The sequence below is a fragment of the Pseudomonas reactans genome (assembly GCF_013387025.1).
In the GTDB taxonomy this organism is placed as follows: domain Bacteria; phylum Pseudomonadota; class Gammaproteobacteria; order Pseudomonadales; family Pseudomonadaceae; genus Aquipseudomonas; species Aquipseudomonas reactans.
This window is the reverse complement of sequence record NZ_JACAQP010000010.1, coordinates 305,971-328,163: the sequence shown is the minus strand read 5'-3', so window position 1 is coordinate 328,163 and position 22,193 is coordinate 305,971. Positions and strand designations below refer to the sequence as shown.

The 22,193-nt window shown below is 53.3% G+C and carries 22 protein-coding genes; 11 read left to right on the top strand and 11 right to left on the bottom strand.

Annotated features, from left to right (window positions below):
* Positions 1 to 42: 42 nt before the first annotated feature.
* Entirely contained in the window at positions 43 to 300 is a 258-nt protein-coding gene (locus HX793_RS13940; protein ID WP_177050788.1) for a hypothetical protein, read from the bottom strand.
* Between the two features lie 83 nt (positions 301 to 383).
* Here HX793_RS13940 and HX793_RS13935 point away from each other — a divergent pair, with 83 nt between their 5' ends.
* Together HX793_RS13935 and HX793_RS13930 are read left to right on the top strand one after the other, a co-directional pair.
* On the top strand, positions 384 to 1,688 hold the full coding sequence (locus HX793_RS13935) for an MFS transporter (RefSeq protein WP_016975196.1): 1,305 nt from the start codon (positions 384 to 386) through the stop codon (positions 1,686 to 1,688).
* On the top strand, positions 1,688 to 2,446 hold the full coding sequence (locus tag HX793_RS13930; RefSeq protein WP_177051388.1) for a substrate-binding domain-containing protein: 759 nt from the start codon (positions 1,688 to 1,690) through the stop codon (positions 2,444 to 2,446). The genes HX793_RS13935 and HX793_RS13930 overlap by 1 nt, the downstream gene beginning before the upstream one ends.
* Here HX793_RS13930 and HX793_RS13925 read toward each other — a convergent pair.
* Entirely contained in the window at positions 2,438 to 3,340 is a 903-nt protein-coding gene (locus HX793_RS13925; RefSeq protein ID WP_122725480.1) for a LysR family transcriptional regulator, read from the bottom strand. The two genes, HX793_RS13930 and HX793_RS13925, sit on opposite strands and share 9 nt — an antisense overlap.
* A gap of 206 nt (positions 3,341 to 3,546) precedes the next feature.
* Between HX793_RS13925 and HX793_RS13920 the strand changes: the two genes are divergently transcribed.
* From HX793_RS13920 to HX793_RS13910, 3 genes are read left to right on the top strand one after another with little or no spacing between them, the layout of a single operon-like run.
* Positions 3,547 to 3,951: a ribbon-helix-helix domain-containing protein gene (locus tag HX793_RS13920; protein WP_080589210.1), complete on the top strand. Its 405-nt coding sequence runs from the start codon at positions 3,547 to 3,549 to the stop codon at positions 3,949 to 3,951.
* The gene (locus HX793_RS13915; RefSeq protein ID WP_177051020.1) at positions 3,948 to 4,265 is read left to right on the top strand and encodes a type II toxin-antitoxin system RelE/ParE family toxin; all 318 of its coding nucleotides are present in this window, start codon (positions 3,948 to 3,950) and stop codon (positions 4,263 to 4,265) included. Before HX793_RS13920 ends, HX793_RS13915 begins: the two co-directional genes overlap by 4 nt.
* A gap of 23 nt (positions 4,266 to 4,288) precedes the next feature.
* Positions 4,289 to 5,182 (top strand): SMP-30/gluconolactonase/LRE family protein, encoded by an 894-nt coding sequence (locus tag HX793_RS13910; protein ID WP_016975191.1) that lies wholly within the window; start codon positions 4,289 to 4,291, stop codon positions 5,180 to 5,182.
* Positions 5,183 to 5,228: 46 nt separating this feature from the next.
* Here the strand turns inward: HX793_RS13910 and HX793_RS13905 are convergent, their stop codons facing one another.
* The 3 genes from HX793_RS13905 to HX793_RS13895 are packed head-to-tail and all read right to left on the bottom strand — an operon-like array spanning position 5,229 to position 8,831.
* Entirely contained in the window at positions 5,229 to 6,257 is a 1,029-nt protein-coding gene (locus tag HX793_RS13905; RefSeq protein WP_016975190.1) for a histone deacetylase family protein, read from the bottom strand.
* 11 nt (positions 6,258 to 6,268) lie between these two features.
* Positions 6,269 to 7,498, bottom strand: coding sequence for a Zn-dependent hydrolase (locus tag HX793_RS13900; RefSeq protein WP_177059563.1), 1,230 nt, complete (start codon positions 7,496 to 7,498; stop codon positions 6,269 to 6,271).
* Positions 7,499 to 7,511: 13 nt separating this feature from the next.
* Positions 7,512 to 8,831: an MFS transporter gene (locus HX793_RS13895; RefSeq protein WP_016975188.1), complete on the bottom strand. Its 1,320-nt coding sequence runs from the start codon at positions 8,829 to 8,831 to the stop codon at positions 7,512 to 7,514.
* A gap of 158 nt (positions 8,832 to 8,989) precedes the next feature.
* On the opposite strand from HX793_RS13895, the gene HX793_RS13890 reads away from it, so the two are divergent.
* Positions 8,990 to 9,952 carry a LysR family transcriptional regulator gene (locus HX793_RS13890; protein ID WP_177051018.1) on the top strand — a complete coding sequence of 321 codons (963 nt, stop codon included), beginning with the start codon at positions 8,990 to 8,992 and terminating at the stop codon, positions 9,950 to 9,952.
* On the opposite strand, the gene HX793_RS13885 is transcribed toward HX793_RS13890, so the two are convergent.
* Together HX793_RS13885 and HX793_RS13880 are read right to left on the bottom strand one after the other, a co-directional pair.
* Positions 9,942 to 10,556 (bottom strand): hypothetical protein, encoded by a 615-nt coding sequence (locus HX793_RS13885; protein WP_177051017.1) that lies wholly within the window; start codon positions 10,554 to 10,556, stop codon positions 9,942 to 9,944. The two genes, HX793_RS13890 and HX793_RS13885, sit on opposite strands and share 11 nt — an antisense overlap.
* 142 nt (positions 10,557 to 10,698) lie before the next feature.
* Entirely contained in the window at positions 10,699 to 10,953 is a 255-nt protein-coding gene (locus HX793_RS13880) for a hypothetical protein (protein ID WP_016975185.1), read from the bottom strand.
* A gap of 282 nt (positions 10,954 to 11,235) precedes the next feature.
* On the opposite strand from HX793_RS13880, the gene HX793_RS13875 reads away from it, so the two are divergent.
* Positions 11,236 to 12,462 (top strand): MFS transporter, encoded by a 1,227-nt coding sequence (locus HX793_RS13875; protein WP_177051015.1) that lies wholly within the window; start codon positions 11,236 to 11,238, stop codon positions 12,460 to 12,462.
* Positions 12,463 to 12,519: 57 nt separating this feature from the next.
* On the opposite strand, the gene hepT is transcribed toward HX793_RS13875, so the two are convergent.
* Positions 12,520 to 12,969: a type VII toxin-antitoxin system HepT family RNase toxin gene (gene hepT / locus HX793_RS13870; protein WP_177096475.1), complete on the bottom strand. Its 450-nt coding sequence runs from the start codon at positions 12,967 to 12,969 to the stop codon at positions 12,520 to 12,522.
* A complete protein-coding gene (gene mntA / locus HX793_RS13865) occupies positions 12,959 to 13,354 on the bottom strand; it encodes a type VII toxin-antitoxin system MntA family adenylyltransferase antitoxin (RefSeq protein WP_177096473.1) in 396 nt (131 codons plus the stop codon). The genes hepT and mntA overlap by 11 nt, the downstream gene beginning before the upstream one ends.
* A 276-nt stretch (positions 13,355 to 13,630) precedes the next feature.
* On the opposite strand from mntA, the gene HX793_RS13860 reads away from it, so the two are divergent.
* From HX793_RS13860 to HX793_RS13845, 4 genes are all read left to right on the top strand, one after another.
* The gene (locus HX793_RS13860) at positions 13,631 to 15,202 is read left to right on the top strand and encodes a site-specific integrase (RefSeq protein WP_177034066.1); all 1,572 of its coding nucleotides are present in this window, start codon (positions 13,631 to 13,633) and stop codon (positions 15,200 to 15,202) included.
* Between the two features lie 476 nt (positions 15,203 to 15,678).
* Entirely contained in the window at positions 15,679 to 17,517 is a 1,839-nt protein-coding gene (locus tag HX793_RS13855) for a hypothetical protein (protein WP_177034063.1), read from the top strand.
* Positions 17,518 to 17,632: 115 nt separating this feature from the next.
* On the top strand, positions 17,633 to 18,679 hold the full coding sequence (locus tag HX793_RS13850; protein ID WP_258558587.1) for a replication initiation protein: 1,047 nt from the start codon (positions 17,633 to 17,635) through the stop codon (positions 18,677 to 18,679).
* A gap of 920 nt (positions 18,680 to 19,599) precedes the next feature.
* On the top strand, positions 19,600 to 19,986 hold the full coding sequence (locus tag HX793_RS13845; protein ID WP_034126583.1) for a hypothetical protein: 387 nt from the start codon (positions 19,600 to 19,602) through the stop codon (positions 19,984 to 19,986).
* A 148-nt stretch (positions 19,987 to 20,134) separates the two neighbouring features.
* Here HX793_RS13845 and HX793_RS13840 read toward each other — a convergent pair whose 3' ends face one another.
* Both HX793_RS13840 and HX793_RS13835 read right to left on the bottom strand, forming a co-directional pair.
* The gene (locus HX793_RS13840) at positions 20,135 to 20,998 is read right to left on the bottom strand and encodes an NgoMIV family type II restriction endonuclease (protein WP_034126582.1); all 864 of its coding nucleotides are present in this window, start codon (positions 20,996 to 20,998) and stop codon (positions 20,135 to 20,137) included.
* On the bottom strand, positions 20,998 to 21,954 hold the full coding sequence (locus HX793_RS13835; RefSeq protein ID WP_177034203.1) for a DNA cytosine methyltransferase: 957 nt from the start codon (positions 21,952 to 21,954) through the stop codon (positions 20,998 to 21,000). The genes HX793_RS13840 and HX793_RS13835 overlap by 1 nt, the downstream gene beginning before the upstream one ends.
* Positions 21,955 to 22,193: the final 239 nt, after the last annotated feature.

Here is a 22,193-nt window from a genome sequence, read left to right as displayed (position 1 = left end):
CAAGACAGTTGCTCCCACATTTTGACCGCGTTTAGCCTGATATTACGGTTTTAGCGGGCGCTCCTGATCCCGCTCGGAAAGCTCCGTCCCATCATCGGGATGCTTCCAGGTCTGCGGTTTTTCTTCCTCCCGCTGTCGGGGTTGTTCACGCTCCGGCTCGTCCCGTCGTTTCTGCTGGTCAGTCATCGCCACCTCCCATCCGTAAGAATTGGTCACATCTTCAGCATAGAACAGCGGACGCATTTTTGACCGCACCACCGATTGATAGCCAATACACATCAATCCATCCAAATTTGTCACTTATCATTTCTAAATGTGTCAGCCACTATTCTCGGTCTTAGGCGAAACAAGCACTTTAAAAAGAACGCTGGAGACACAAAACCATGACTAGCCCTACCCGACCCGACTCTGCCCGCTCGAAAGTGGGTGCGGTTTTCCGCGTGACTTCGGGCAATTTCCTCGAACAGTTCGACTTCTTCCTGTTCGGTTTTTATGCCACCTATATCGCTGCCGCGTTCTTCCCTGCCGCTAATGAGTTTGCGTCATTAATGATGACCTTCGCCGTGTTCGGCGCGGGCTTTCTGATGCGTCCATTAGGCGCGATCATCCTGGGGGCCTACATCGATGACGTGGGTCGCCGCAAAGGACTGATCGTGACCCTGTCGATCATGGCCAGCGGCACGCTGCTGATCGTGCTGGTACCCGGTTATCACACTATTGGCCTGTGGGCTCCGTTGCTGGTGTTGCTCGGGCGACTGTTGCAAGGCTTCTCGGCTGGCGCGGAACTGGGCGGTGTCTCGGTTTACCTGTCTGAGATGGCCACCCCAGGCCGCAAAGGCTTCTACACCAGTTGGCAATCGGGCAGCCAGCAGATCTCCATCGTGGTCGCGGCCGCGCTGGGTTATGGCCTGAACGTGTGGATGGAACCTGCCGTGGTGGCCGATTGGGGCTGGCGCATTCCGTTCGCCATCGGTTGTGTGATCATCCCGTTCATCTTCATCCTGCGTCGCAACCTGCAGGAAACCGAAGAATTCGCCAACCGCAAGCATCGCCCGACCATGCGTGAAGTGCTGGCGACCCTGGTGAAGAACTGGACCGTGGTGATCGGCGGCATGCTGATGGTGGCCATGACCACCACCGCGTTCTACCTGATCACCGTGTACGCGCCGACCTTCGGCAAGACCGTGCTGCAATTGAGCACTTCCGACGCGCTGTTGGTGACCCTGCTGGTGGCGGTGTCGAACTTTGTCTGGCTGCCGATCGGCGGCACCTTGAGCGACCGTTTTGGCCGCAAGCCGGTGCTGATCGCCATGACCGTGTTGACGGTTCTCACCGCATACCCAGCATTGTCCTACGTGGTGAACGCACCGAGCTTCGCCCATATGCTGGAAACCCTGCTGTGGTTCTCCTTCCTCTACGGCATGTACAACGGCGCCATGATCCCTGCCCTGACCGAAATCATGCCGGTGGAAGTGCGTGTGGCGGGTTTCTCCCTGGCCTACAGCCTGGCGACCGCGATTTTCGGTGGTTTTACCCCGGCGATTTCCACCTGGTTCATCCACATCACCGAAGACAAGGCCTCGCCGGCCTACTGGATGATGTTCGCCGCAGCCTGCGCGCTGTGCTCGACTCTGGCGCTGTACCGTCGCGCCAACACCCGTGGCCAGGTGATGCAGGAGGCGGCATGATGAAGCCATTGCTCAAGACCCTGACGACCCTGGCCCTCGGAGCCCTGGCGCTGTCGGCCCAGGCCGAACAGCTCAAGGTGATGACATCGGGAGGCTTCACCGCCGCTTATAAACTGCTTGGCCCGCAGTACGCCAAGCAAAGCGGTGACAGCCTCGACACCATTCTGGGTCCGTCCATGGGCAAGGCGCCGGAAGCGATCCCCAACCGTCTTGCCCGTGGCGAACACGCCGACGTAGTGATCATGGTCGGCTACGCCTTGGATGACCTGATCAAACAAGGCAAGGTCGACCCGGCCTCCCGCGTGGAACTGGCGGACTCGCGCATCGGCCTGGTGGTCAAGGCGGGCGCGGTCAAACCTGCAATCGGCACTGACGCCGAACTGAAAGCCGCGCTGAGCAAGGCCAAATCCGTGGCTTACTCGGACAGCGCCAGCGGTGTGTATGTCGAGAAGGAGTTGTTCAAGAAGCTCGGCATGCCCGCCAAGGGCACCATGATCGAACGCCTGCCGGTGGCCGAACAGGTCGCCAAGGGTGACTACGAAGTGGGCTTGCAACAGGTCGCGGAATTGCTGCCGGTACCGGGTGTGACCTACGTCGGCAAGATCCCGGAAGATGTGCAATCGGTGACGCGTTTTGCAGCCGGTATTCCGATCAATGCCGAACACCCTGAACAGGCCAAGGCCTTGTTGCAGTACCTGGCGTCGCCCCAGGCGCAACCGGTGGTGCAAGCCACCGGCCTGGACTCGGTGTCACGCTGACCGAAACGGCATTTCCCGCACCAATCGCTCCAACTCCAGCGCCGCTGGCGGCAAGGTCCGCCCGCGGCGTTTTATCAAGCCCACATTGCGCATCACCTGCGGTTCCACCAGCGGCACGCTCACCAGGATCGGGTGCTCGCCCGCCGGCATGGCAATCGAGGGCACCATCGCCACTCCCAATCCCGCCTCCACCAGCCCGATCATCGTCGTTACGTGGTGCGTCTCGCAGATACTCGGCTTTTTCACCCGCACGCCACGCAACGCCTGGTCGAGCAGGAAGCGGTTACCAGAGGTCTTGTCCACGGTGATGTAGTCGTGTTCGTAGGCCTCGGACCAGCTCACGCTGTCACGCTGGGCCAGGGGATGATCGCGGCGACAGGCCAGCACATAACGCTCCTGCAGCAGCAGTTCGAACTCCACTTCATCGGCCAGACTGCCACTGAAACTCACGCCGAAATCCGCCTCGCCACTTTCCACCGCATTGCACACTTCACCGGCACTGGCATCCAGCACCCGCAGGCGAATTTTCGGATACAACTTGTGGAATTCAGAGATCACGTGGGGCATGAAGTAGTACGCGGTGGACGGCACGCACGCGATGGTGACATTGCCCATGCGGGTGGACGCCACATTGCTGATGCCCATGAGCGCGACATCGAGATCGTCGAGCATGCGCTCGACCTGAGGCAGGAACGCACGGCCGACCATGGTCAGGCTGACGCGCCGCGTGGTGCGTTCGAACAGCTTTACATCCAGGGCGGTCTCGAGCTTTTCGATACGCCGGCTGAGGGCCGGCTGCGAGATCCGGATAGCTTCGGCGGCACCGCGAAAACTGCCCTTGTCTACCACGGCGCGGAAGGCTTGGAGGTCGTTGAGGTCGAAGTTGATGATCACGGGAAGGCCAATGTGGTCGAGGTGGCAGGCATTATCGTATGGGAGCCGATGGCGCGCCATGCATGCCGGGACCGGCTTGTTGTAATAACCCTGCTACAAATATGAAGTCATACATATCAGTGGGTTATTGGGTTTAAGCGGCCACGCAGTTCTCTAAATGGGTCAATACTTGCGACCTGACCTAAACAACGGGAGATGTAGCACGCATGGAAACCTATCACTTCTGGACAGATGACGAGTCGCCGGATATCGGCATCGATCAGTTGCTTCTTGCATCACGCCAATGGTCAAGTAGGATTGAATCCTACCCTCCTCCGGCGGACATCTACATGCGCTCAACCCAGCAAATGAGCATTACCTTGCCAATCGAAATGGCTGCCCTGGTCAAAGCCAAAGTCGCGGCTGGTGAATATGCGTCCGAAAGTGAAGTGATCCGCGACGGCCTGAGGGCCTTGCTGGCTCGTGATCGCGCCATGGAAGACTGGCTGCGGGACGAGGTGATCCCAGCTGCGGCAGCCCTCAAGGCCGAACCCGAGCGCGCGCTGTCCGTCGAACAGGTTCGAGAACACATGGCAGCCAAGCGTCAGCGACAAGGCACCGGGAAAGCGTGAGTTACACGGTAGCCTTTTCGCCTGAAGCGTTGGCGCAACTCGACGCCCTTGAAGACTACATCAGCGATGCCGGTTCCCCCGTTGTAGCTGCACGCTTTATCGACAACCTCATCCGCTACTGCGAAAACCTTTGCCTGTTTCCCTTGCGCGGCACCCGACGTGACGACCTGCTGAGCCACTTACGCATCACTCACTATCGACGTACCACCGTTATCGCATTCATGGTGGACTCCGATAACGAAACAGTGTCGATCCTGGGGCTATTTTACGGTGGTCAAGACTACACGGCGTGGTTGCAGAGCGATGGGGAGTAATCCCTTACCAATAAGAGTGATCAATGAACAAGACAGCTGGAAGAATCAACAGCGCTCTGCACCGAGCACTGAAGCCGGGGCTCTGGGTAATCGGCCTATTGTGCATCGCCACCCTGGGGTTCTTTGCCTGGCAAAGCTTCTACCCTGTCAGCGCAGCCAGCGGCTGGAGCGTGCAGGTGCTGCATCGCGATGTGCCGAAGGCTGCTTCACTGATGCCTCTGGCCGATGGTTCGTTGATGGTCAGCCAGGAACTCGATGACACCAAGGGCAGCATTGTGCGCATCCTCAAGGATGGCAGCCGTGAAGTGGTGGTGAGCAGCCTGTCCAAACCCGATGGCCTGTTCGCCACCCGCGGTGGTTGGGTGTTCAGCCAGGAGTCCACTGATCTGCCTGTCAGTTTTCTCAAGGATGGCATCGTCACCGAACTGTTCAGAGGTGAGAGCGTGCAGGGCCTGTGGGATGACGGTGACTACCTCTATGCCATCGAGGACCGCAAGCCTTTCGGACGGCTATTGCGTTACCGCTGGAGCGACCAGTCCCTGACCGTACTGCGTGATCAGCTTCAGGAGGGCGAGTCCATTGTGCGTTGCACCGATGGGCGCATGCTCTACACCGAGAAGAAAAAAGGTGTGGTACGTGAACTGACGGAAGATGGCAGTGATCCCGACGTACTGGTCGGTTTGAACAAACCAACATTTCTGATGTGCGATGAGCGCGGGTTGTGGGTCAACGAAGACTCCACGCATCGGGCGAGGTTGTTGCTGATTGATAAGCAGGGGCACCAACGGACGATCCTATCGTTCCTGAAGGCACCGCAGTCGATTGTGCCGACCGGTCGAGGGACCTATCTGCTGGCCGAAGGTGGGCGGGATCGTGTGTTGGAACTGGTACCCGACACAGGTAAATCCTTACCGTGAACATCGCACCACCGCCTCATCCATAGGTTGAGGCGGTGCTCACAGGTTAACGCGGCTTCCACGCCTGCGGGCCATTAAAAAACGCTCGCGCATTGCTATCCAGCGTCTCCAGGTGATATCCACCCTCCTGCACGATCACACAGGGCAATCCCAACCCGCGAATGCACTCACCCAACCGTGCGAACCCTTCACGTGTAACGGCGACTTTGCTCTGTGGGTCCAATTCGTAGATATCGAAACCCAGTGACAGCACCAGCACATCTGCCGAGAAGTGCTTCACCGCCGCCAAGGCCAATTCCAGCTTTTCGAAGAATACCGCCTCACTGGCACCGTGAGGCATTGGCAGGTTGAGGTTGAAGCCTTCGCCCGCTGCGCTACCGCGCTCTTCGGCGAAGCCGGCAACGCCAGGATAGAAGTTGGTGGGGTCACCGTGAATCGAGACGTAAAACACGTCGTCACGGTCGTAGAAAATCTCCTGAATGCCTTGGCCGTGGTGCATGTCGGTGTCGAGCACGGCGATGCGCTGAAAACCTTGGCGCAATGCTTGTGCAGCAACTGCGGCATTGTTGATGTAACAAAATCCTCCTGCCGCATCGTAACGAGCATGATGGCCCGGTGGACGACAGAGAGCGTAGGCCGCCGGAGCGCCATCAAGAATATCCTTGGCGGCAGCAACGGCGCTCTGGGCCGACCAATAGGCCGAGCGCCAGGTCAGTTCGCCGATCGGGCAACTGCCATCTGCGAGGTAACGCGCAGCCTGGGCAAGGATGCCACGCAGGGCGTTGGGCTCACGGACGAAGATGTTGGACATGACTTCGTCGCCCCAGTTTTCGGGGATTTCCTTCCAGCGTTGGTGGGCCTCCTGCAGGAAAGCCAGGTAGGACGCACCGTGTACGGCCAGCAATGGATCGAGGCCGTAGTCCTGCGGCTGCTGGATGTCGAAACCCAAGGTTTGCGTGGCCAACAACAGATTCCGGGCGCGCTCGGGAACCTCCTGCGGCGTGCGCATCTGGCCACGGGAGTAGTAGCTGCGCGGATGATGCAGCAGTTGTTCGGGGTGGAAAAACGTACGCATAAAAAATCTCCTTACCGAACCTGGCCGGCGCGCTTCAGCACGGCGTTGAGTAATACGTCGGTGCCCTGGCACACGTCCTCGGGCAACACGTCTTCGGCTTCGTTGTGGCTGAGGCCGCCGACGCAAGGGATGAAGATCATCGCAGTCGGGCAATAGCGCGCCAGGTGGATGGCGTCGTGGCCGGCGCCGCTGACGATGCGTTGCTGGCTGTAACCCAGGGCATCCACAGCGGTTTGCACGCAGGCGACACAGTCGGCGTCAAAAGGTGTGGCCGGGCTGATCCAGTGTGGGGTTACGGTCACGGACAATCCGCGTTGCTCGGCGATGGCCTGCAATTGTCGGCGCACCTGCTGCTCCATGGCGTCGATATCGCTGTCGCGGTGGTGACGCAAATCGACGGTGAAATTCAGTAGGCCAGGGATGGTGTTACGTGACGATTTGGCGATGCTCAATTCACCCACGGTGGTCAGGCCTTCCGGAGCAAAATCCGCCGCCAGGTTCTCCAGCGCCTGGATCATCTGTGCGGAGCCATACAATGCGTCTTTACGCAGCGGCATCGGCGTAGTGCCGGCGTGGGCGGCCATGCCCTCGACGCGCACATCCAGCCAGCGAATCGCCTGACCGCCGGTGACCACGCCGATGCTCTTGGCGTTGTCTTCAAGAATCGGCCCCTGCTCGATATGCGCTTCGAAATACGCATCCACCGCGCCGCCCAAGGGGCGTGAGCCGTTGTAGCCGGTAGCACGCAAAGCCTCGGCCACACTGATGCCATCGACATCGGCAGTGCCCAGGGCCTTATCCAGTGCCAGGGTGCCGGTGAATACCGCCGAGCCGAGCATGGCTGGCGTAAAACGGGCGCCCTCCTCGTTGGTCCATACCGCAATCTCCAGTGGCTTGCGCGTCTGGATCCCGTGATCGTCAAGGCTGCGGATCACCTCCAGCCCCGCCAATACACCGTAGACACCATCAAAGCGCCCGCCTTCGGGTTGAGTGTCAAGGTGGCTGCCCATCATCACGGGTGCCGCGTCGTTGTCCGTACCGGCACGACGGGCGAACAGATTGCCGATGGCATCCACGCTCAGGGTCAGCCCGGCGGCCGTGCACCAGTGGCTGAACAGTTCGCGACCGGCTTTGTCTTCTCCACTCAAGGCCAGGCGGCAACTGCCGCCGCGCGCCGTAGCGCCAATCTCGGCCATGGCCATCAGGCTGGCCCACAGGCGCTCACCATTGATCTTCAACATTACAGACACTCCATCAAACACTATGGGCCATTTCATGGCGGTGGGCGGTGGCATGCCGACGCGACAACGCCAGTACACACACCAGCGAGACCGCCGCGATCAAGCTGTAGAACACTGCCATCGGCCACCATTGGCCTTGGTATTCGTGGGCCAGCCAGGTACCGATCAACGGCGTAAGACCACCCGCCAGCGCGCCGCACACCTGGTAGGCCAGGGAGATCGCGGTGTAGCGCACGCGGGTTTCAAACAGGCCGCTGACGAAGCCGGCGATCACGGCATAAAACGACGCCATGCACACCACCGCCAAGGCAATACCGAGGATGATCAACGGCGCCTGGCCGCTGCTGACCAATACGAACATGGGATAAGGCGAAGCCATGGCCAGCACCGTCATTGCGCACAGGAAACGCGTGGCACCGACCTTCTCCGCGACCCAGGCGGCCAGCGGCTGGACGCAAAACTGGATGATGGCGACGAAGAACAGGCACTCCAGAATCAGCGAGCGCGGTAGGCCCAATTGCTGAGTGCTGTAGGCAATCATGAAAGTGTTGGTGAAATACACGCCGGCAATGCCCAGGGTGTTGGCCCCGATGCACAGCAGCAGTGGGCGCCAAGCGGTTCGCAACACCTCTATGACAGGCGCCTGGTCTTTCTTGATCGCCCGCGCTTTTTCCGCCAAGGCTTTGTCTTCAAGAAATTCCGGCGACTCATTCACGCCCAGGCGAATCGCCAGGCCGACCACCAACAGCAACGCGCTGGCCAGGAACGGCAAGCGCCAGCCCCAACTCATTAACGCGTCTTCCGGCAGACGGGTGACCGCACTGAATGCGAGCAGCGACAGGATCAGCCCAGCCGGGCTGCCCAATTGCGCGAAGGAAGCAAAGAAGTTGCGCCGGCCTTTCGGCGCATGCTCGCCCGCCATCAACACCGCACCGCCCCACTCGCCGCCAACGGCAATCCCCTGCACCACACGCAGCAGGATCAGCAGCACCGGCGCAGCCGCACCAATCTGCGCGTAGGTCGGCAACAGACCGATGCATACGGTGACCACGCCCATCATCACCAGGGTGATCACCAAGGATTTCTTGCGGCCGATCCGGTCACCGATATGCCCGAACACGATGCCGCCCAACGGCCGCGCGAAGAACCCCACGGCAAAGGTGCCGAACGCCGCCATGGTGCTGAAGAGTTTGTCTTCGGAAGGAAAAAACAGTTGGCCAAACACCAGCGCTGCGGCAGTGGCGTAGATGTAAAAGTCGTACCACTCGATCATGGTGCCGATAAAAGCGGCGGCCGCAGCACGGCGAGGCTGGGGCGAAGCGGAAGGCTTCATGGGGCTGGCTCCTTTGGTTATTTTTTTGGCAGGAGAAAGGTCGAACGCATGCGCTCTGATGGCGCTTGTTAAGGGTGATTTATCGTCTCGGGGCTATGATTAGTCAATTTTCTATTTATTATTCAAATTATAAATCCTGCTTATTATCGAGCTGCGCCATGCCCGAAGCCCGCCGCGACATTCATCCCTTGCTCAACGACCGTCTGGACTGGAACCTGCTGCGCACCTTCCGTGTAATCGGCCAGGAGCTGAGCATCAGCCGCGCCGCCGCCCGCCTGCACCTGACCCAGCCAGCAATCAGCCAGGCGCTCAAGCGCCTGGAAGAACAACTCGACTGCCAGCTCATCGTCCGTCGTGGTCCGCGCTTTGTGTTGACAGAGGCCGGTGAGCAGATCTTCGCCATCGCCGGCGAGATGTACGGCCAGGTGTCGCAGATGAGCAATGCCCTGCAAAAACCGGGCGATGAGGTAATCGGCAAAGTGCGATTGCTGATGATCAGCCGGATCAACTCGGACACCTTCGATGAATTTCTGGCAGATTTTCATCGTGAACATCCTCGGGTCGACCTGGAAGTCGAGGTAATGCGCAGCTCGGACATCGTCGCCGCACTCCTGGAAAAAACCGCGACCCTGGGTCTGAGCCTCAACCGTCGGCCGCAGCCACGCTTGGAACAACACCTGTTCCTGCGCCAGCGCTATGCGTTTTTTTGTGGGCGACACCATCCATTGTTCGGGCGCATCGGTTTGGCGGAGGGGGACCTGCAATCTGAGAACTTCGTCAGTTTTACCAGCGACCAGATTGGCGGGATGCTCTCGCCGTTAACGATTTTCCGGGATCAGCAAGGGTTCAGCGGGCGGATTGTGGCGTCGTCTTCAAGCCTGGAAGAAGTGCGGCGATTGGTGATCGCCGGCTTCGGCCTGGGCTGCCTGCCGATCCATGTCGTCGCGGAAGATGTGAAAAACGGGCTGCTCTGGCGGTTACCACCGGATGAGGGAATAACGGACGTGGACATTCATCTACTGTGGAATCGAGAGCAGAAGATGAGCCGTGCAGAAACCGTGTTTATTCAGAGCCTGACCGCGCGCCTGGCTGACCACGGCGCGCACGTTGCTAAAAGTTGATGAACGCCGGCTGCTTGCACAGGATTAGATTGCCGAGGTTCTCATTGATATCGAGCTTCGATGTGCCGATGTCGAATTGGTAATACACCCTCCAGGAAATCGCGGCACGGGTGCCGGTCGTGCAAAACTTGATCAACTTGGCCTTGCAGGTGGCCTCGTAATAGGTGCCGGCAAGCATGCGCGCCGGGCTGGCGCCTGGGTCTTTTGATTGGCAAGGACAGTGGGACAGAAACACCTCGGCTTTTGCCGGCGGACGACCGCGCAACGCGACGAAATTTTGCACGCATTCATCAAAGTGCTCGATCAACAACTCTTCGGCATGCCGGCTTTCGGCCTCCACCCCCCGTTGCGTTGCCAGGTCCCGCGCAATGGGCAGCAATTGAGCGTACTTCGCCTGGTGTATCTGCGGGGATGGCGGGACTTTGAGCAGTTGCGCACTGACCCTCAGCTTATTGCCCACAGCGCTGTTGGCGACCTGATCGCGTGATTGCCGACTGACAAATACATAGTAGCGGGCGCCTTCCAGGCTCAACACCAAACCGATTGCGCCCGGACGTTCACGAAGCGGCAACGCTTCGCTGAGTGTGTTCCGATAAACAAGCATGGACCTCTCCCAAATCAATCGATAACCCCGAACAGAACTCCAGCAGGTGCACGGGCGTCGGCAGTTCTATGGGGTTAACGGTTGAGGCGCTGTGTTTATTCCGTCGACATGCGTGGGCGTGCGATGTGGGTGAGCCTTTTTCTCAGCTTCCCCGTTCTTTATTGGCCTGGGAGAGAACCGACGCGGCCAGGGATTTTGTGTCCTCGCTGTACTTGTCGCTTTGAAGCACTTTCCCCGCCTTTTCTTCCAGCTCAGCGCTCGTCTGCTTCTCGGTACTGCGCTGAGCCAGCGCCGAAGCAGCAAGGCTTTTGGCAATGACTGAAGCGTCTGGATCATTGAGGGTGTTGGCCGCCAGAGCCGCTATCTTGCCGGAGGTTTTTTTCGTGTTCTTGCTCATGATGCAATTCCTTTGCTGTGGGAAGCGCCTGATCGAGTGCGCTACCACAAAGTAATCAGTTGCCGGAGCCACTGCAATGCGCTGCCTGTAGGCAACGTTGGGGACGTCTGTATGAAAGGTGTATGGCTTACGTAGTGCGTGCTAGAGCGTCGCATCGATAGCACTGATGATTACTATCGAAACGAGCGCCTGCCCGATTTTCAGCGCTGATTCCTATAATCGCCTCCACTTTCCTTCCCCCTCGCCTCGCTTCGGGCGACGTTCACCCTGGAACCCAACACCATGCCAAGTGCCAGCCAGGCCCCCCGCGGCCTTCCCGAACATAATCAACAGAGCGTCAAACAGCAGTGGTTGGCGATCCTCTCGGTCGCCGTGGGCGCCTTTGCCCTGGTGACCAGCGAGTTTCTACCGGTGGGCGTACTCAACGATGTCGCTGCGGACCTGGGCATCAGTGCCGGCCACGCAGGCCTGATGGTCACCCTGCCCGGCATCATGGCCGCGCTCGCCGCCCCTCTGCTGTCAGTGATCATTGGCGCTATGGATCGCCGCTACCTACTGATCGGCCTGACGCTGATCATGATCATCGCCAACATGGTCGTGGCCTTCGCCAGTGATTTCAGCCTTCTGCTATTCGGTCGCGTATTGCTGGGCATCAGCATCGGCGGTTTCTGGGCCACGGCCATCGCCCTCAGCGGCCGCCTGGCCCCCAGAGGCGTGGACGTGGCGAAGGCCACTTCGATCATCATGATGGGCGTGACACTGGCCACCGTACTCGGCGTGCCCGTCGGCACTTGGCTCAGCGGCCTGATGGGCTGGCGCATGACCTTCCTGGTCACCGCGCTGGTGGGTCTGCCAGTGCTGTTGGCACAGGTCCTCCTGCTCCCCATACTCAAGCCGGAAAAAGCCATTCTCGTCAGCGACCTGCCGGCGTTGTTCATCAACCCACGGGCCCGGGTCGGCTTGATCGCGGTACTGCTGATCGGCCTGGCGCACTTTGCCGCGTACACCTACGTCGCGCCCTTCTTCAAGAACAGCTCCGGCTTCGATGGCCCGACTATTGGCTCACTGCTGCTGATGTTTGGCATTGCAGGTGTGGCAGGTAACGTCTTCGCTGGCTTCGCCGCCAACCGCAGTGTGCGTTACACCCTGCTGCTGGTCGCACTGATGATCGGCACCAGCACCGCCCTGTTCCCCTACTTCGCCACCGGCCTGACCGGCGCCGCCATGCTGATCGCACTCTGGGGCTTCGCCTTCGGCGCCTTCCCGGCTTGCGCCAGTATCTGGATGTTTGTCGTAGCACCCAAGGATGTGGAACGTGGTATGCCGCTGTTTGTCGCGTTGTTTCAGGTGATCATTGCGCTAGGATCGTTCTTTGGCGGGCGGATCGTCGACCAGATGGGCAGTTCGGTGCTGTTGAGCCTCGCGACAGCGTTGGTGGGCGTGGGTTTTGTGACGGTGCTGGTATTGGGGCGCAATGTCAGCAATAGCTTGGCGGCGCAGCCTGCCTGACCAAACAAGTACTGACTAAAAAGCCTGCTGAGTGTTGAGCTCAGCAGGCTTTTTCGTTTAATCGGGATGAGTGTCTGTGGTGGCACCTGACTGACTTGCATCCTTAGTCAGGATAAATGAGCTGAACGCCAGAAAATCCCCTAGATGCTGAGTGATGATCGCAACTGTGATCGGCAATTGAAGGGTTTGGTACTCATGGACGGCGATGTTGCGAAAACCGACCATGTTCTTCAGGTTGGTCAACAAGGACGGGCTCACCCACCCACCTTGGGATAGCAATTGGAACACGTCGCGTGCGCCCTGAGGTACGCCCAGCCGCTCACGACGGATCAAATGCTGCCCCATGTCCAGTGCAGCTTCGCAGGCACGCTGAATGTTGAGAATCGCCGCATCCTGTCGGGTGAAGTCAGTCGCGAAACTGGCAGGATCCTTGTCGTACTCCTCGCGAGCGCGAGCCACATAGCGCTCAATGCTCGAGGCTTTGTGGATGAGCACATCATCGACCATGCACTTTTCCTTTCTTCTGAATATCAGCCAACAGCGCCGCCCTTGCAGTGTCCAGCGCGGTTTTTTCGCTGAGGATATAGCTCTCGAAAATACCTGCCTGACTGTCCTTGTTCCAGAGCCGACGCCCGGTTGTTATTACCTGATATTGCATAACCGTGGAGGCCGCGCGCAGGTCCAGCAGATCGACGGGCACCGCCACGATGTCAGCAAGCTCCCCCGCTGTCTGCCACAGCAGTAGCGGGTCCACTGTGCCGGCAGCAAGCACTGCCAGGTCGAGATCGCTGTCGGCATTCGCCTCACCCGTCGCTTGACTGCCAAACACATAGACAGCCATCAGATCAGGGACACTCGCCAATAACTGCGCCAACACCGCTTCAACGTTCATGTTGCGACTCATGGTGCCATCCGATGAATGACCGTAGCAGAATTCATCTTCAAATTTCTGCCCCAAACAAAAAACCCCCGACAACCATTAGGTTATCGGGGGTTTTTCATTATTCAATAATGGCGGAGAGATAGGGACTTTCCGAATCCGACCATTCAGCCCTTTTAAATCAATGGTTACAGGAACAAAAGGCCATTTTGCTACAAATTTTTGCTACAAATAGTAGAAAAAATCAGCTACCTTTTCGGCATCAACACCCAAGGCTTAGGGACGAAAATGGCAAGCGACAACCTAGTTCTACGGTCAGGAAATTGGCACGTCCGCCTAAGCATCCCCAAGGACGTTAGGCACATCCTCAACCGAACCGAGTTCACCGAGTCGCTGAAGACCGGGAGCAAGCCTGAAGCTCAGGTAAAGAAGTTGGCGTTCCTACATTCATGGAAACAGGCGATAGCGAACGCTAGGAGGCTCGTTGCGGGGCCGACCCCTGACGAACTGTCAGAAAAGTCCTATGACATTTCAAAGCTGATCGAGACACGCCAGCAATCGGGCTTGATGAACATCGTCACCAGCACGCAGACGGATGAGCTAGACCTCACGTTCAGCCAAGAGAAATTCCAGCACATCGAAAATGAAACTTTTGACCTAATTTCAAATGCTCAAAAATGGAAAAGTCCAAAGGAGGCATTTGAATCCGATTTTGACCCGTGTGGCGAAAGACCCTACCTTGAGTTTGAGACCTTCAAGGAAAAATGGTCAGAGCGAGGCGAAGGAATTTCCCTTGAGCAGAAAATTGAAAGGTTCAATGACTTCATTCGATTAAATAAAGTCATGCACAATTATTTAATTACAGTTGGTCAGCCAATCAGTATCGAAAGTATCGACGAAGTAAAATCAATCCTCGATAGTCCAAAAAATTACAAAATCAAATCTCCTATTACAACTAACAGAATAACGTCATTTGAAGCGTATCAAGTTAAGACCAAGGGGATTATTCAAAAGACTGTAGATACGCAGGCAAATCGCTTGAAATTGATGAATGCTTGGCTTGAAGCAGAGCAACGCGACCTCAACCAAGAAAGCATTGCCAGCTATCTCGATACGCTCAACCTTTCCATTAAGACTAAAAAACAATACCTCTTCGCCGGGTCAAGTTTTTGGAAATGGGCTATTAAGCACGACGAGAATTTTAAAAAGCTACACCGAGACCAGCAATCCCCCTTCGAAAAGCATGATTTCCCAGTAAATCGCAGCAAGAGGGGCGACGGCTCAACAGATAGAAAGGCTTTTACACCAGAAGACGTTACAAGACTGCATGAGGCAGCCAAAGCTACAAAAAACCGTGAAACACTCACTGACCTTATACTATTAGGTTCTCACACTGGAGCAAGGATTGAAGAGCTTTGCCAGCTTCAAACCCAAGATGTAGTCACCGAGGAAGGCGTTCAATGCTTCTACTTCTACGATGGGAAAACCGCAGCCAGTGAGCGACATACACCGATACACCCAGCCATAAAAGAAACAGTGGAAAGATTGATCCGCAATTCAAAGGACGGTTTCTTGATTAGCTCACCAGCAGGAAACAAATACGGTAACCGTTCCGATGCACTCAGCAAACAATTTGGCCGATTAAAAACCACCCTTGAATATAATAGCCAATACGTTTTCCATAGCTTCCGTAAGACTGTTATCACTCAATTGCAACGTGCAGACGTGCCCGGAATACTCATTGCGTCAATCGTTGGACATGAGACGGGAACCATCACATTTGACGTGTATAGTGCAGGACCAAGCCCAAAGCAAAAATACGATGCAATATCAAAACTAAAATACAAGCTAAAACTCTAAAACCGCAAGCGTTACACATTAAAACCCATAACAACAATCAAAGGCTTCGAAGCTCTTACCCACCAGAAGAGCTTTTGACCTTTTCTAAACGAGTATCTTTTTTAAAATTCGTCTCGCATAATGCACTCCCCTGCACACGCCTCATGTATACGCACGCACCCACACACGTCTTTAGTTATCAATATATAGATAACATATAAATTAAATAACAATAATAAAGATTACTACACCGCACGCACATACCCAACCAACACCCCCATACAAAACCACCTACACCATCATGCTTGATATACATTTTTTATGTGGTTCAATATATGCATATGGTTCAAGTTTTCAAAGAAGCCCTTAGAAACATACCTGCTATGTTAACCATCCCACTTTTGCTACGCAAAAGATGTGACGGTTAACGCAGGTGCCTAGTCGGCAGGACAGAAGCAAAAGCCAAGAGCAAAAACAAACCCACCACTGAGGATGAAATGAATGACACCAATTTGCAGACAATCACACTGACCAAAAGAGACAGAAACTATTCCAACCTCAAGGGGCTGGACAGTTCGCTGAAACACTCGCTTAGACTGGACCAAAACGAGTATGACGACTTTGAATTCAACCCCAATCCAGACCACCCAAATATCGCCATTGTAGGTGGTGTTGAACAGGTATTAACAAGAGGGTTGGCAGAGCAATTGCTGGCCGACTTCAACGACCAAATACAAACCAAACTCAAAGCAACAGAAGCGACTGACGAGATAGCAGCAGAAAAAGAAAAGCTCCGAAAACTAAAATCGAAGCTGGTCAAATTTATCAACGCAACCGAACCCACTGAGATAAAAGAATACATCACCTCTGTAATGGAAGGAGAAAGGCCGCTAGTAGTCCAAGACTACGCCGCCCTACTCAATCAGCACAAAATCAGCCGTATAGCTCAGCGAATCGACCTCTTAGAGAACTACACCACCAAGAAGCGAGAGATCGAGCAAAACGCACCAGATCGAGCGGTATCAAGGACGGTCAACAGGGTTAAAGAAATCATCCTTGTGATACCCGAACCTAATAAACTGGCAATCACAAAGGCATACACTGATCTTTTGCAGAAATCCATGCACCAGTTCTATCAAAAGAATTTCCCCAACAACAAGATGCTTTTTTCATTCAGCCACTTGGACGAGACAACAAACCACGTTCATGCGTTTCTTGACCTTCAAAATGAGAAGACGGGGAAGTATGATTTTTCAGCTCAAGAATTTGAATTCGCATCACAATATTACGCGAGGAATAAAGCTCACCTTGAAAAAATATCTGAGCCGCCAACATTAGAAGGCTTCAAACTTCCCAACCGTAGCGAAGAAAAGCAAAACCATAGGTTTATCCGAGAACGTGAGTCATGGAAGTCAAAAGTAATGCAGGCGGCCTTTTACGAACACTTTAACGGATTAGCCGCTGCATATGACTTACAGGCCAAATTCCTACCAAAGACAAAAGAAAAAAAGGAGTATTTAAGCAAAATCGAGCAAGAAGCAAAAAAACCAAAAAGCGAGCGAAGCCACAACTATTACACAAGACAAGTAGAAAAACTTGAACAAGAGCTAATAGAAAAGAAGGAAGAACTAGCCGAACAAAATACGAATGTCGTAACGCTCAAAGCCACTATAACCGACCTTCAAAACACTGTTTCAACCTACCAAAACAAAATCCAGAGCTTGGAAATTCATGCAACGGAGCAGAAAAAAGAAAATGAAAAACTCGATAACCACAGACAACTACTTGCCGAAGACATAACCAAGAAGACAAACAAAACCGAAGAATTAAGAGAAAACTTCAAAGCCACAAAAGAAAGAATGACCAAGGAACTACACGAACTAAGGAGAAAGATAGTGGAGGACACCAAACGAAAATCAGTGTTAGAAAATGCCATTAAGGTCTACGAGGAAGAGCTTGAACCCTTGATAAAACGATTTGATATTCTAGTGGATCAAATACTTGAAGCCCGAAGAGTGGACGAAAACCCAGAGCAATACTACAAAAGGCTACGAGAAAACACCTATAAAATGGCAAGCCGCTTAGGTTCAGAGAAACGAAAGGACTACCTTTTTAATGCGAGGGAACAGCTTAAAGAACGAGGACTAGACCACACGAAGGTGGAGCTAGGCATTGCTGATAAATTTAGATTATGGGCATCCGACACGTTCACTAACAAGCAAGTGGTTGAATTTGACAAGGAAGAAGCCGAGCAGGCAAAACAGGCCAGAAGGAGAAGACTTTTAAAACCTAGGCCCCCAAGCCCATTTCAAGACCCTTATGACCCTTATCAATAGCCAAACCCACTCAATAAAAAACCCGCTTAATTGCGGCCTTTTTACCATTCAAATTTGACAAACCTCGAAAGTATGGCAATTTGAAAGCAGCAGAAAAAGAAAACCACCCTGCAAGGTGGCTCGATATACAACAATAAATCTCAAATCAACACAATTATTTAATCATCAAAAAAATTATTGTCAAGTCACTTTCCGAGGTTTTCTTTTTCTAAATAACTTATTAGAAGAGGAATATATGGGATGCGTAAAACTATTTGAGGACTACTTACCAAAGAGACCTTATCACACCGATGATTTAATCAGCGGCTTAAAAATCAACAAGAAAGAAAAAGCAAAACTTGCACGACTTATACAGCCGAACGGCCCAACGCATAGATATTGGATGGTTTTTGACTTAGACCGAACCGATGCAGGTATGCACTGGGATAGCGTAGGGGCACCAGCTCCAAACCTAATAGCTCGAAATCCGGCCAATGGGCACGCTCATTTACTCTACTTGCTACAAACCCCTGTCCGAACCGCTATGGACGGCAAAACCGCCCCTTTACGCTACGCTGCAGCCGTTGAGGCGGGCTTGCGTAGTCGCCTTGGAGCAGACAGAGGCTACAGCGGCCTGATCTGTAAAAACCCGATCAATGCCCACTGGATGGTTCACCAATGGCAGGCCGATCCATACACGCTGGACGACTTGGCCGACTACATCGACCTAACCCCAGAAAAGGCCAGAGAGAAGCCTGTAGAGGATTATGGCCTTGGCCGTAACTGTATGCTTTTCGACCAACTAAGAGAGTGGGCATACAAAGCAATCCGCCAAGGTTGGCCCGACTACAATCAATGGTTAAACGCTTGCCTTGACCGTGCCACTGGCTACAACGTCAATTTTTCCACACCCTTGGACATATCCGAAGTTAAACACACGGCTAAAAGTGTAGCGAAGTGGACACATAGAAACTTTACGCGTGGAACCTTTGACGATTATGTCGCAAGAACTCACACAAGCAAAATTCAAGCAATCCGAGGCAAGAAAGGCGGAAAAGCAAAAGGTAAAACCAAGAGAGAACGAGGCATTATCTTGCTTGAAGCCGGGGCGTCTATTCAGCAAGTCATGAAGGAGTTAAATGTAAGCAGAGCGACAGCATACAACTGGAGAGAGACTCCGTAACATTATAATCTGTCTAAATAGCCTATATCAGATAATAGCACCCGGCGAGGGGGTTTCTTCGTCCTTTCCCGCCCAACCCCTCCCTTTCCTCCCCGCATCCCCCACATATACATACACCGCACCACCGATAGAGATATAACGCACGGAATTGGTCAAAATCGGCCTTCTTCCACTCCGTTGATACAACGACACCAAGCCACCCCACTACACGCCTAAAATAGCCGAATGCGTTACACCTCACAAAGTGCAAAAGCCTATATCAAAACTAGACCCAAATAGCGTTAACCACCCAACCCCTCACTTCCATAGGTTTGGAGATATATCCCTGAACCTATATGTATGTATACATACATATCAACTTACTCTCCTGATGAAATTTTTACACTTTCTCAAATTCATCGAAAACGGTGAATATCCCTCACTGGGCTAATGAGCCTAAATATCCCGAAAGAGATTTTGGCCAGCACTGAAAAAAGGGTATTTGGAGAAACTCATTTTTCTCTAAAAATACGCCAAAGAAATTTCAAGAATTTATACCAAATTATTGATATATGGATTTTTCCAACCATCGGATTATGGCTTAAAAACTGCAAAACATCTTGTCAAGAGCAAAATGAAAATAAATATAAGGTTCAACCATAACCGTTAAAAAGGGTTCAACCCTAAATTAGTTACTTAGTTCACTTTTGCTACAAAGCAGCGAAAAAATGGCACCTACAAAATTCAAAAAATCGCTCTCAAATTAATCTCACAAAAAAACGTGAGGTATTGGTCACATCGAAAGTTCAAAAAATGAAAATGGCGAAACTCTTACAATGTATATCCCCGAAGCAAATCTATAGGTTCGGAGATATAACCCTGAAGCATTGACTTACATAAAACTTATGATAATTGTATTATAACAACATAGGAGTTATAACATGAACAAAGCAGAACAAGCAGGAAAAATAGGCGGGCTAGTTGGTGGATTTAAAAGAAGAGAACGTCAAAAGTTTTTAGTAATATTCATAAAGCTGGTAGAAATGGAAGAATTTCCAGACTTGAAACTGACATCATGCCTTGCAAAAAAACTAATAGCAGCATTCTCTGGCTGCAAATCAATCTCAAACGATGTTTTGATAAAGGAGTTTGGGAAGCCCGGCAACAAGATAAAACAGCAAAACCTTGACGATATCGTGCTGGTTTTAACAGAGCGATATAGCGAGACGTATAAGTCACTATGGAACGATGCAAAGAAAAAAATTGAAGATGATGCAAATGAATACAAGAGACAAAAAATTCAAGAAATGCGAACATCAATATCATAAACATATATCCATGCAGCGTTTTTTCGCTACATGGCTTAGCAGGCTCAGCTTCAAGGATACATCCCCCAACCTTTACCCTCTTCACACCATATATGTAGCAGAACAAACAAAAGGCCGATACCGGCCTTCTGCTTATATCTGCATGATTTTAAGTTGCCAAATCTAGTGGTAAATCGCTTATATCTTTCAAACGACGACCATCAACCATGATAGCTAAAAGCTCCGCCGAATCGTCCATGCCTAGTTCTTTCAATGTTGCTTGTAGCTCATACAAGGCAAAATGATAAACGCAATCAATATCGCCTGTGCCTAGAGCGATTGAAGCTAATCTGCTAGGAGTGGGCTCAGCAGTCACCACCATGATATTAGGCAGGTGGCCTTTCCGGTTACGCATCAGGTTTAAAGCTTCGGAACGTGCGTTCTGTGCCCTATCACTTCGGATAGTCCACTTACATGACACGCTTGCATGCAGAAGCGGCTTGCCCCCGGCAGCAGCCCTCAAGCTGGCTCTAGTGCTTACAGAACTATCAACCAAAAACTCATGACGGTTGATATTCTCGTCACTTTCTAAGCCCCTAACCACGACAATATCAGGGGTAATTGTGTAGTCGCTTCCCAAAGCAGCGGCAAGTTCAGGGTCAGCTTTTGCAGCCCGATCCAATGCTATCAGATGTGCATATTGCTCATATTTAGCAATCTCTAAACGATTACGCCCAGATACCTGATGCACGTCCCAGTCACCGGGACGAAGATGCCCCAGCTTCAAGAAAGTATTTTTTACATACTCCGCACAAATACCCTCAAACTCATTACCAGAAGTTTGACCAGCTTGGCGTTCTGCAATTGTCTCAGCCTTCAATAACTCCGCAATGCCTTTTGCAATGGCAATACTGCTTCTATTGCTACTGTCGGCGTTGCTTGGCACACCCTTATCATTGATGGTCAGCGTTGTTTTGAGCAGCGAAGCATGGAACTCTTTCCGTGCTTGTAGAAACTCGGGTGGAATATTCATTAGGCAACCTGTACCAAGCGTTTTACAGAAAGAGCTTTGAAGATTTGTTTCGCAACTGCACACGCAACAGGAGGTGGAAAAGCGTTCCCTATCTGTCGATATGCTGCAGTTTTCTTTCCATAAAATTGCCAGTCATCAGGGAACCCCTGAATACGTGCAGCCATGCGGGTAGTCAGCCTCGGCATCCCTTCAAAAAACTCCGTAGGAGGTTCATTGGCAATACCCATCCCACACACACCAATGGAAGCCCAAGCCTTCTTAGCTCTTGTTGGCCCCAGATCCGGGCCACCGTGCTTTTTAGATCCGCCGACGAGCGTTGGTGCGATTGTGTTCGCCTGCTCTCGCCATGCATCAGCACCACGCCAGCCATCGGCCTGCATTAGATCGTGAAGAAGCTGACCAACAGTCGGTGGAGTGATTAGCTTTGGCTCAGGCCATGAAAAACCATCAGCAAGGTCTTTCCTGATGCCAACGAAAACCACACGAGGCCGAAGCTGGGTAACGCCAAAATCGGAAGCATTCAACAGCCGCCAGCCCGGCACATAGCCAAGCTTTTTAAGTTGTTTCTCAACCTTATTGCGGTAGTCATCGAAAACAGCGTCGAGAAGACCTCGCACGTTTTCCAGCATCACGGCTTTCGGTCGGCACTCATCAACAAGACGTAACGCTTCGGGGAAAAGGTCACGTTCATCATCAGCCCCAAGCTGCTTACCAGCTTTGGAAAAAGGAGGGCAAGGAACCCCACCGGCGACCAAATCAACCCCAAAATAAGGAAGACCGTTAAATTGACGCAGATCCTGCTCTTGCACGTTCCACTCAGGGCGGTTTAAACGGAGAGTTGCACAGGCAGGAGGTTCAATTTCCACCAATACTTCGTGCCCAAAGCCCGCCATTTCTAGGCCGAGAGCTTGCCCGCCAGCTCCGGCACACATTTCCAATGACGTGAATAGGCTCATTTTGTCTCCTCGCAACGCTCTGTTTCAAAGCGGCTTCTTAAAAATCGGTGATACTAACATGGTGTATGGATAGACAGGGAACCCATCTAACCCTTCGACGCACTGCTGCAGAGCCGCAGCACATCAAAGGGTCTTGATCAAGCCACTACGGGCAACGGCGGGGCATTATCCACAAATCCGCTCCTACGCCCCCACAGAGGCTTCAAGGTCATAGGGCAGCACAGAGGCAGGAAGAGCAA